Genomic DNA, 8,532 nt, shown 5'->3' on the forward strand with positions numbered 1-8,532 from the left:
AGTGGCAAGCGCTACGACCGCTTCCGCGACAGGGTGATGTTCCCGATCCGCGACAGCCGCGGGCGCATCATCGCCTTCGGCGGCCGCGTGCTGGGCGACGACAAGCCCAAGTACCTCAACTCCCCTGAGACCCCGGTGTTCCACAAGGGCCAGGAGCTCTATGGGCTGTATGAGGCACGCAAGCACAACCGCAACCTCGACGAGATCATCGTCGTCGAGGGCTACATGGACGTCATCGCCCTGGCCCAGCAGGGCCTGCGCAATGCGGTGGCCACACTTGGCACCGCCACCAGCGAAGAGCACCTCAAGCGCCTGTTCCGCGTGGTGCCAAGCGTGCTGTTCTGTTTCGACGGCGACCAGGCCGGGCGCAAGGCGGCCTGGCGCGCCCTGGAGTCGACCCTGTCGGCACTGCAGGACGGGCGTCGTGCGCGCTTCCTGTTCCTGCCCGAAGGCGAGGACCCGGACAGCCTGGTGCGGGCCGAAGGCACCGATGCCTTCATGGCCCGCATCAACCAGCACGCCCAGCCGCTGGCCGACTATTTCTTCGAGCAATTGAGCGCCGAAGCCGATCCGCGATCCCTGGAAGGCAAGGCGCACATGGCGACCCTGGCTGCACCGTTGATCGAAAAGATCCCCGGCGCCAACCTGCGCCAACTGATGCGCAATCGCCTGAAAGAAATCACCGGCCTGGACCCGCAACAGGTCGAACAGTTGGCCCAGCACGCGCCGGCCGCCAGCAGCGTGCCGGACTACGACCCTGGTTTCGACTACGATGCCATGGCCAGCTACACCCCGGACTACGGCGACATGCCGCAGCACGACTACGCACCGCAGCAGCAAGAACAGCCGTGGAAGCCGAACAAGGGTGGCAGCAAGAATCCGTGGAGCGACAAGCCCTGGGACAAGAACCGCAAGGGTGGCAAGCCGTGGCAGCAACGCGACGAGGCACCGCCGCGCACGCCGGCACCGGTGGAACCGCCTACCCTGGCAGCCCTGCGCACCCTGCTGCACCACCCCTTGCTGGCCGGCAAGGTGGAAGACGCCAGCCACTTCGCCGACGAAGAACACCTCTACAGCCAGTTGCTGGTGGCCTTGATCGAAGCCGCGCAGAAAAATCCTGGGCTAAGCTCAATGCAGTTGATTGCACGCTGGCACGGTACCGAACAGGGCCGCCTGCTGCGGGCCCTGGCGGAAAAGGAATGGCTGATCGTGGCCGACAACCTTGAACAACAGTTTTTCGACACTATAACTAGCTTGTCCGCCCGCCAACGCGAGCGCAGCCTGGAACATCTGCTCAGGAAAGCACGTCAAAGCGAGTTGAGCAGCGAGGAAAAATCTCAGCTTCTCGCCCTGCTGAGCCGGAATGTTCCCGCACAAACGCCGACCTCATCTGGCGCGTGAGGCCCATGCTCGGGTATAATCCTCGGCTTGTTTTTTGCCCGCCAAGACCTTCAGTGGATAGGGTGTTATGTCCGGAAAAGCGCAACAGCAGTCTCGTATCAAAGAGTTGATCACCCGCGGTCGTGAGCAGGGCTACCTGACTTACGCGGAGGTCAACGACCACCTGCCTGAGGATATTTCAGATCCGGAACAGGTGGAAGACATCATCCGCATGATCAACGACATGGGGATCAACGTATTCGAGAGTGCTCCGGATGCGGATGCCCTTCTGTTGGCGGAAGCCGACACCGACGAAGCCGCGGCCGAAGAAGCCGCTGCAGCGTTGGCGGCAGTTGAAACCGATATCGGCCGCACGACCGACCCGGTGCGCATGTACATGCGCGAAATGGGTACTGTCGAGCTGCTGACCCGCGAAGGCGAAATCGAAATCGCCAAGCGTATCGAGGAAGGCATTCGTGAAGTGATGGGCGCTATTGCCCACTTCCCGGGCACTGTCGACTACATCCTCGGCGAATACGACCGTGTCACCACCGAAGGTGGCCGTCTGTCGGATGTTCTCAGCGGTTACATCGACCCTGACGACAACATCGCCGCCCCGACCGAAGAAGTGCCGATTCCTGGCGCCAAGGCCGCGGCGACGAAAGAAGAGTCCGACGACGAAGAGGAAAGCGAAGAAAGCAGCGATGACGAGGAAGAGGCCGAAAGTGGCCCGGACCCAGTCGTTGCAGCCCAGCGTTTCGGTGCGGTTTCGGACCAGCTCGCCATCACCCTCAAGGTGCTGAAAAAGCATGGCCGCAACCATGCCGAGAGCATCGGTGCGATGCAGGCCCTGGCTGATCTGTTCATGCCGATCAAGCTGGTGCCCAAGCAGTTCGACGTCCTGGTAGAACGTGTACGTGATGCCCTGAGCCGCCTGCGTCAGCAAGAGCGCGCGATCATGCAACTGTGCGTGCGTGATGCACGTATGCCGCGCGCCGACTTCCTGCGCCTGTTCCCGAGCAACGAAACCGACCAGACCTGGAGCGGTGACCTGGCCAAGCGCAACACCAAGTGGGCCGCGGCCCTGGGTGAAAAGGACGCTGCCATCGTCGCCTGCCAGCAGAAGCTGATCGACCTCGAGACCGAGACTGGCCTGACCGTCGCCGAGATCAAGGAAATCAACCGTCGCATGTCCATCGGTGAGGCCAAGGCCCGCCGCGCCAAGAAAGAAATGGTCGAGGCGAACCTGCGTCTGGTGATCTCCATCGCCAAGAAGTACACCAACCGTGGCCTGCAGTTCCTCGACCTGATCCAGGAAGGCAACATCGGTTTGATGAAGGCGGTGGACAAGTTCGAATACCGTCGTGGCTACAAGTTCTCGACCTACGCCACTTGGTGGATCCGTCAGGCCATCACCCGTTCGATCGCCGACCAGGCGCGCACCATCCGTATTCCGGTGCACATGATCGAGACGATCAACAAGCTCAACCGTATTTCCCGCCAGATGCTGCAGGAAATGGGTCGCGAACCGACCCCGGAAGAGCTCGGCGAACGTATGGAGATGCCTGAGGACAAGATCCGCAAGGTGCTGAAGATCGCCAAAGAACCGATCTCCATGGAAACCCCGATCGGTGACGATGAAGATTCGCACCTGGGTGACTTCATCGAGGACTCGACCATGCAGTCCCCGATTGACGTGGCCACGGTCGAAAGCCTCAAGGAAGCGACCCGCGACGTGCTCTCGGGCCTGACCGCACGCGAAGCCAAAGTGCTGCGCATGCGTTTCGGCATCGACATGAACACCGACCACACCCTCGAAGAGGTAGGTAAGCAGTTCGACGTGACCCGCGAGCGGATCCGTCAGATCGAAGCGAAGGCGTTGCGCAAATTGCGCCACCCGACTCGCAGCGAACACCTGCGATCCTTCCTCGACGAGTGATGACAAACCCCGGCCCAGGCCGGGGTTTTTCTTATGTGACTAAAGGTCATGGCAAGTAGCTACACCGTGCCCTGAATGCCCGTCTACACTCGATTCAGATCACCTGAATGCGAGGCTGCTATGCCGCCGATGCCGGCCATTCTGTTGTTGCTCCTGATCCTTTGGAACACGACGGCCGGCGCCCTGACCCTGACAGACGAGGAAAAAACCTGGCTCACTGCCCACCCGCAGTTGAAGCTGGGCGTCGACGCCTCTTGGCCACCGTTCGAGTTTCGTGACCAGGAGGGCCGGTACCAGGGATTGGCCGCCGATTACATCGCCTTGCTCCAGCAACGGCTGGATGTGGTACTAAAACCGATCGAGCCCAGCAGCTGGACCGAGGTACTTCAACAGGCGCGCGAAAGCCGCATCGACCTGCTCCCCGGCATCATGTCGACGCCAGAACGTCAAGAATACCTGGCGTTCACCCGCCCTTACCTGGACTTCCCGATTGTCATCCTCGCCCATGATGGTGGCCCGCAGCCGCGCACCCTCAAGGACCTGTACGGCCTGAAAATCGCCGTTGTGGAAAACTACGCACCCCACGAGTTGCTGCGTACCCACCACCCTGACCTCAACCTGGTCGCCATGCCCAATGTCAGTTCCACCTTGCAGGCGCTGGCAACCGATGAAGTGGACGCCGTCGTCGGCGACCTCGCCTCGAGCATCTGGAGCCTGCGCCAGCTCAAGCTCGATGGCCTGTATGTCAGCGGTGAAACGCCCTATCGCTACCAGTTGGCAATGGCTGCGCCGCGTGACAAGAAGATCCTGGTCGGCATCCTCGACAAGGTCATGGCAGACATGTCCAGTGACGAGATCAGCCAGATTCAGCAGCGCTGGGTCGGCAATGTGGTAGATCAACGCTCGTTCTGGCACGACATGCTGATGTATGGCCTGCCCGCTGTGCTGCTGTTGGTCGCCATCCTGGCCGTGGTGATCCGCATCAACCGCCGGCTGAGCTCGGAAATTTCCAGGCGCATTGCCCTGGAACAGGAACTGCGCAGCAGTGAATACCACTACCGTGGCCTGATCGAAAGCCTGTCGGCAATTGCCTGGGAGGCCGACGCCAACGATTTCACCTACAGCTATGTTTCGCCCCACGCCGAGGACCTGCTCGGCTACCCCCTGCACGACTGGCTCAAACCGGGCTTCTGGCGCAGCATCCTGCACCCTGAGGACGCGCTATGGGCACAGGCCTACTGCGAAAGCGAAACGGCCGCCGGCCGCGACCACAGCCTGGACTACCGGGTGATCTGCGCTGATGGCCAGGCACTGTGGGTGCGCAACATCGTCAGCATGATCGAGCACGGCCACCGGCCGGTAATGCGGGGGCTGATGATCGACATCAGCGAAACCAAGCACACCGAAGACGCCCTGCGTCTGTCGGAGCAAAAGTTCGCCTCGGTGTTCCAGCAATGCCCCGATATCCTGCTGATCGCCCGCCACAGCGATGGCTGTCTGCTGGAGGTGAACGAAGCCTTCGAAGAGCAGATTGGCATGAGCCCCGGCCAGGTCATCGGCCGCACGGCAACCGAGCTGAACCTCTGGGGGGTGCAGGGCGCTGGCCCGTTGCTGCTCGAGCGCCTGCACCAAGGCGGTATCCGCAACCTGGAAATGAGCTTCCGGCGCAGCAACGGCCAACTGTTCACGGGCCTGACGTCGGCCGAAACCTTCGAGCTGGACGGCACTCTGGCCTTCGTCGTGGCAGTGCGCGACATCAGCCAGCTGAAGGAAACCCAGCAGCAACTGCAAACCTCTGAAGAGAAGTTCGCCAAAGCCTTCCATGCCTCGCCCGACGGCCTGCTGCTATCGCGCCAGAGTGATGGCCTGCTGATCGAAATCAACGAAGGTTTTTGCCGCCTGACCGGCTATGACCTCAACCCCTCCATCGACCAGACCTCGTTCGACCTGGGAATCTGGGTTGACCTCAACGAACGCAAGCGCCTGATCGACCAGCTCGCCCGCGATGGCTTCGTGCGCGACTTCAGTTGCCACATCCGCCGCAGCGATGGGCAGATTCGCCTGTGCGAACTGTCCACACGGCCGCTGCCCATCGGGGGGGTCGACTGCATGCTGACCATCGCCCGCGACATCACCGAACGCCACATGATGCAGGAGAAACTGCAGCTGGCTGCCACGGTGTTCGAGAACACTGCCGAAGGCGTGCTGATTACCGACATCGACCAGCGCATCAGCGCGGTCAACCGCGCCTTCAGTGAAATCACCGGTTACAGCGAGATCGAAGCCCTTGGCCAAACGCCCCGTCTGCTTGCCTCAGGCCAGCACGACAGCGCCTTCTATGCCGCCATGTGGCATCAGCTTACTGCCGAGGGCCATTGGCAAGGCGAAATCTACAACAAGCGCAAGAACGGGGAAATCTACCCTGGCTGGCTGACTATCAGCGCCGTACGCAACAATGAGCACGACATCACCCATTTTGTCGCCGTGTTCGCCGACATCTCCAGCCTCAAGCACGCCCAGGCCAAGCTTGATTACCAGGCCCACCACGACCCGCTCACCGGCCTGCCCAACCGCGCCCTGTTCGAGAACCGCTTGCAAGCGGTGCTCACCTGCGCGCAGATTTCCAACCGCCAGGGCGCCGTGCTGTTCCTGGATCTGGACCGCTTCAAGCACATCAACGACAGCCTCGGCCACCCGGTGGGCGACTTGCTGCTCAAGGGCATCGCCCAACGCCTCAAGGAGCAGGTACGCGATGTCGACACCGTGGCACGCCTGGGCGGTGACGAGTTCATCATCCTGCTGCCTGGCCTGCACAAGCCCAGCGATGCCAGCGCCATCGCCAACAAGCTGCTGGCGTGCTTCGGTGCCCCGTTCCAGGCGGGCGAGCACGAGTTCTTTACCAGTGCCAGTATCGGCATCAGCCTTTATCCACAGGACGGTAGCGACGTTGCCACACTGATTCGCAACGCCGACGCGGCCATGTACCGTTCCAAGGCCAAAGGCCGTAACCGCGTCGAGGCCTACACCCGCGATCTCACCGCCCAGGCCAGCGAACGCATCGCCCTGGAGCATGAATTGCGTCGCGCCATCGAGCGCAATGAAATGAGCCTGAGCTACCAGCCCAAGTTCAGCCTCAAGACCCAGACCCTGGTAGGCGCAGAGGCACTGATCCGCTGGAGCCACCCGACGTTCGGCGAGGTCCCGCCCGAGCACTTCATTCACCTGGCCGAGGAGAACGGCACCATCCTCCAGCTCGGCGATTGGGTACTGGAGCAAGCGTGCAGGCAGATGCACCACTGGAAGATGGAGTACCAGGCCTTCGGCCCGCTGTCGATCAACCTTGCCGGCGCCCAACTGCGCCACCACGGCCTGGCAAAACGCATCGAACAGTTGCTCAGGACGTACCAGCTCAAGGCCGGCGACCTGCAGCTGGAGATCACCGAAAACTTCATCATGAGCCAGGCCGAAGAAGCGCTGGCCGTGCTGCACCAACTCAAGCAACTGGGGTGCAACTGGCGATCGACGACTTCGGCACCGGCTACTCGTCGCTCAGTTACCTCAAACGCCTGCCGCTGGACATCCTCAAGATCGACAAATCGTTCATCCGCGGGTTGCCCGACGACCCCCACGATGCGGCCATCGCCCGCGCAATCATTGCACTTGGGCGCAGCATGCAACTGACCATCATCGCCGAAGGGGTGGAGAACCAGGCACAGGAGCGCTTCCTGGCTGCCGAAGGGTGCGAGCAGATCCAAGGTTACATCGTCAGCCTGCCGCTTCCGCCTGACGAATTCGCGGCGACGTTTCTTCGCATAGCACTAACTGATCTTTCGGATGGCACGGTTTCAAAACCCTCGTTATAATCCGGGCACTTACTGAGGGCCTATAGCTCAGTTGGTTAGAGCAGAGGACTCATAATCCTTTGGTCCACGGTTCGAGTCCGTGTGGGCCCACCAACCTTGAAGCCGCGTACTACGCGGCTTTCGGCTTTTTGGGTTTGTGGTAGCCGGATCAGTCCTATGGTCCGAAGGTACAAAATAGGTACAGTGCGGCTTCGCTTGCACGCCTTTGGAGTCCTTCAGATGGCCACAATCGTCAAAACCCCTGCCGGCACTTGGAAGGCCGTCATCCGTAAGACCGGATGGCCGACCAACGCCAAAACCTTCCGCACCAAACGCGACGCCGAGGATTGGTCGCGGCGCACCGAAGATGAAATGGTGCGGGGTGTCTATATCCAGCGCAGCGGGTCCGAGCGACTGACACTCGAAAATGCGCTACAGCGATATCTGCGCGAAGTCAGCCCTACCAAGAAGCCCACCACGCAGAAGGCCGAGGCGACCAAGGCTCAGCAGCTGATCCAGCACCTGGGAAAGTATTCGCTTGCAGCTCTGTCATCCGAGGTGATCGCCAACTATCGCGATACACGTCTGGGCTCGCTGACCAACCGCGGCCAACCCACGAGTAATAACACTGTGCGGCTGGAGCTTGCCCTGCTCAGCCACCTGTTCACAGTCGCAATTCAGGAGTGGGGACTTGGCCTCACCTTTAACCCCGTGCTCAACATTCGAAAACCGAGCCCCGGTGAAGGTCGTAACAGGCGCCTGATGGCTGATGAGGAAAAGCGCCTTATGGCCGCTGTGGGCAAGCACAGCAATCCAATGCTGGGCTGGATCGTCCAGATAGCCTTGGCAACGGGTATGCGAGCATCAGAGATCGCAGGCCTGCGGCGATCACAGGTGGATGTCCAAAAACGGATCGTCCGGCTGTCGGATACAAAAAATGATAGTGCTCGCACGGTTCCGTTGACGAAGCTCGCTACCGAGGTTTTCCGCGTCGCCTTGGCGAATCCCGTGCGGCCAATTGACTGCGATCTGGTTTTTTTCGGTGAGCCCGGGCGTGATGGAAAGCGTCGCCCCTATGCGTTCACCAAGATCTGGGCCGCCATCAAGAAAAAGGCTGGCGTGCCGGACTTCCGTTTTCACGATCTGCGGCACGAAGCCGTGAGTAGACTGGTTGAGGGCGGCCTTTCAGATCAAGAAGTCTCGGCAATCAGCGGGCATAAATCGATGCAGATGCTCAAGCGTTATACTCACTTAAGAGCAGAGGATCTTGTATATAAGCTCGACCGCCTCGAAAAGATATAACAGGGTTATTGTTTTCCAGCTTGTTGTCAGTTTGTTTTCTTTTTGTTGTCGCCTTGTTTTCCAATACGT

General features: G+C 60.6%; 3 protein-coding genes, 1 tRNA gene and 1 pseudogene. All 5 read left to right on the forward strand.

Annotated elements, in window-relative coordinates:
- Positions 1-1,401, forward strand: a 1,401-nt coding sequence (locus APH34_RS27925; RefSeq protein ID WP_054903741.1) for a toprim domain-containing protein, incomplete at its 5' end; no start/stop codon positions are given.
- Between the two features lie 67 nt (positions 1,402-1,468).
- A complete protein-coding gene (gene rpoD, locus APH34_RS27930; protein ID WP_054903742.1) occupies positions 1,469-3,319 on the forward strand; it encodes an RNA polymerase sigma factor RpoD in 1,851 nt (616 codons plus the stop codon).
- A 120-nt stretch (positions 3,320-3,439) separates the two neighbouring features.
- Positions 3,440-7,182, forward strand: a pseudogene (locus tag APH34_RS27935) (EAL domain-containing protein).
- Positions 7,183-7,198: 16 nt separating this feature from the next.
- Positions 7,199-7,275 (forward strand) — tRNA-Ile (locus APH34_RS27940).
- 126 nt (positions 7,276-7,401) lie between these two features.
- Entirely contained in the window at positions 7,402-8,463 is a 1,062-nt protein-coding gene (locus APH34_RS27945) for a site-specific integrase (protein ID WP_054903743.1), read from the forward strand.
- Positions 8,464-8,532: the final 69 nt, after the last annotated feature.

It is taken from the genome of Pseudomonas sp. NBRC 111131 (genome assembly GCF_001320525.1).
Taxonomy (GTDB): domain Bacteria; phylum Pseudomonadota; class Gammaproteobacteria; order Pseudomonadales; family Pseudomonadaceae; genus Aquipseudomonas; species Aquipseudomonas ceruminis.